At 66.6% G+C, this 3023-nt stretch carries 3 protein-coding genes; all 3 read left to right on the top strand.

Annotated features, from left to right (window positions below):
- The coding region (locus DBR22_RS04935) for a PrpF domain-containing protein (RefSeq protein WP_219928075.1) at positions 1-712 on the top strand (712 nt) is incomplete at its 5' end.
- A gap of 22 nt (positions 713-734) precedes the next feature.
- Entirely contained in the window at positions 735-1685 is a 951-nt protein-coding gene (locus tag DBR22_RS04930; protein ID WP_108598055.1) for a VOC family protein, read from the top strand.
- A 47-nt stretch (positions 1686-1732) separates the two neighbouring features.
- Positions 1733-3023, top strand: a 1291-nt coding sequence (locus DBR22_RS04925) for an aldehyde dehydrogenase family protein (RefSeq protein WP_108598054.1), incomplete at its 3' end; no start/stop codon positions are given.

Genomic DNA, 3023 nt, shown 5'->3' with positions numbered 1-3023 from the left:
CATCCGCATGGTCAACACGGACAGCATCGCCACCGCCACGTTCGCCACCCCCGGCGGGGTGGTGGATTACGACGGCGGCCTGGAGATCGACGGCGTGCCCGGAACCGCCGGTGCCATCAGGCTCAACTTCGAGGACACTGCCGGTTCGTCAACGGGGGCGCTCTTCCCGTCCGGGAAGGTATTGGACCACGTTGCCGGGGTGGACGTGACGTGCGTGGACAACGGCATGCCGAGCGTGCTCCTGCGCGCCTCGGACGTTGGCGTCAGCGGCAGCGAGTCGCCGGAAGACCTTGAAGCGAACGAGGAACTGGCCCGCCGCCTCGCCGGGCTGCGCCTCGCGGCCGCCGAGGTCATGGGCATGGGGGACGTCTCCGGTGCCACCGTGCCGAAGCTGGTGCTGCTGGCCCCGCCCCGGGCGGGCGGTGCCATCATCACCCGCAGTTTCCTGCCGGTCCGTGTCCACACCTCGATCGGTGTGCTCGGGGCACTCACGGTCGGCGCGGGAGTTCTCGCCGAGGGGTCGGTGGGCCACGACCTCGCCGGGTTGCCCGCCGCCGGAACCCCTTTCCGCATTGAGCATCCCACCGGCCACTTCGATGTTGAGGTCGGGGTGGAAGCGGCCGCGGACGGCTTCACAGTCACCCGCTCCGCAGCCCTTCGCACGGCACGAAAGATCTTCGACGGCCGCGTTTTCCCGCGCCCCCGCCTGTGACCGCCAGAGAGAGGACAAGTCCATGACCGGGTACACCTCGTTCGACGTCGCCCACCTGGGGAACGTGGAGCTGCTGACGCCCACCTTCGAGAAGAGCCTGTGGTTCTTCCGTGATCTCCTGGCGATGCGGGTCGTTGCGGAGTCCGGTGATTCCGTTTACCTGCGCACGTGGGACGAGTACCAGCTTTACACGGTGAAGCTCACCTCAGCGGCGGACGCCGGCGTCGGGCGGACCACCTTCCGCACCACCAGCCAGGAAGCGCTTGAGCGCCGCGTCTCCGCCATTGAGGCGACGGGACTCGGCGTCGGCTGGGTTGACGGCGAAGTGGGCACCGGCCCTTCCTATGCCTTCCGCGACCCCGACGGACACGATCTGGCCATCTACTACGAGACAGAGCGGTACGTGGCCACCGATGACAAGCCGGCGCTCAAGAACCAGGCCTCCGCCTTTCCCGGCCGCGGCGTGAACGCCCGCCGGCTGGACCACATCAACTTCCTCGCCAAGGACGTGGTGGCCAACGGCGAATTCATTGCCACCGCCCTGCAGGGGCGCGAGAGTGAAAGGATCAAGCTCGACGACGGCGGATACGCCGCGTGGTGGTTCCACTTCAACAACAAGTCCTACGACATCGTCTACTCGGATGACTGGACCAAGCACGGCAACCGGCTCCATCACGTCGCCTTCGCCCCGGATACCCGGGAGGACATCCTCAAGGCCGCCGACATCTTCCTCGAGAACGGCATCCACATCGAGTCCGGCCCGCATAAGCACGCCATCAACCAGACCTTCTTCCTCTACGTCTGGGAGCCGGGCGGAAACCGGATTGAACTGGCCAATGCCGGCGCCCGCCTCCTGCTGGACCCCGATTCCCCGGTGGTGGAGTGGACCCAGGAGGAACGCAAGAAGGGCCAGGCCTGGGGCATGAAGACCATCGAGACGTTCCATACCCATGGAACGCCGAACGTCCAGTGACCAGAATGAAGTTATTGGGCAGTACTGCACAGAGAGGTGCTTGAGCCATGACCAACACAGTGAACACAGCGGCCCCGGTGACAACGGGGCTGTACATCGGGGGCGCGGAACGCCGGGCGTCCGCCACGCTGGACGTGGTTGATCCGGGAAAGCCGGGCGTCGTCGTCGGGCATGCAGCGGCGGCAGGTCCCGGGGACGTTGACGATGCCATTGCCGCGGCGAAGGAGGCGTATCCCGCCTGGTCTGCGTTGTGCGCCCGGGAACGCGCCGAACAGATGCGGGTGGCACTTGAGGGGATCGCCGACTTCCGGGACGAGGACGCCGCCATCCTCTCGCAGGAAAACGGAAAGATCCGGATGGAGGCATGGGTGGACTCCCTCGTCTTCGAGATCCGGTGGAACCTTGCCCTGGCATTGGCGGATGATGTGGACGCCACCAGGGTGCTCCCGCCGGCGCCAGGCACGCCCGTATCCACCACTGTGGCGTTCCAGCCGCTCGGCGTGGTGACCATCATCGTGCCGTTCAACTGGCCCATTGCCATCCTCGCGGCGTCGCTGCCGCACGCCCTTCTCGCCGGCAACACCGCCATTGTGAAGCCACCGCCCACCACTCCCCTCGCCACAACCCGGGTGGTCCAGCGGATCGCCGAGAAGCTTCCGCCGGGCGTGCTGAACGTCGTGACGGGCAAGGACGCTGATGTGTCAGCCCTGATCACCAGCCCCGACGTGGCGAAGGTGTGCTTCACCGGCAGCGTCGCCGGCGGTAGGCGCATCATGGAAATGGCCTCGAAATCACTGACCCGGGTGACCCTGGAGCTTGGCGGGAATGATGCCGCCGTCATGCTGGAGGACGCGGTCCTGGACGAGGTCCACCTGGACCGGCTGTACGCCGCGATCTTCGACACCACCGGGCAGATCTGCATGAACGCCAAGCGGATCTACGTCCACCGTTCGCGCCTGGACGAGGTGGTGGCGGGACTTTCGGAGCGGCTGGACAGGGCGGTGATCGGCTACGGGCTGGCCGAGGGCACCACGATGGGTCCACTGCATTCCCCTGCGCAGAAGGCCTTCGTCAGCGAAATCATCGAGGAGGCGAAGGCTGCCGGAGCGGACGTCCGTGAGTTCGGAACCCTTCCGGCAGACCCGGACCTGCAGGGCGGCAACTTCCTGCGCCCCGCGCTGGTGGTCAACCCCGACCCCTCGCTGCGGGTTGTGACGCAGGAACAGTTCGGCCCCGTGATTCCGCTTATTCCTTTCGACACGGAGGAAGAAGCGGTGAAGATGGCGAACGACACCTGGTCCGGGCTCTGCGGCTCTGTGTGGACGGCCGATCCAGGGG

Origin of the sequence: Arthrobacter sp. HMWF013 (genome assembly GCF_003061105.1) — a bacterium.
GTDB lineage: Bacteria > Actinomycetota > Actinomycetes > Actinomycetales > Micrococcaceae > Arthrobacter.
Note: the sequence above shows the minus strand (reverse complement) of the source record. Positions and strands in the feature narration are given on the sequence as shown.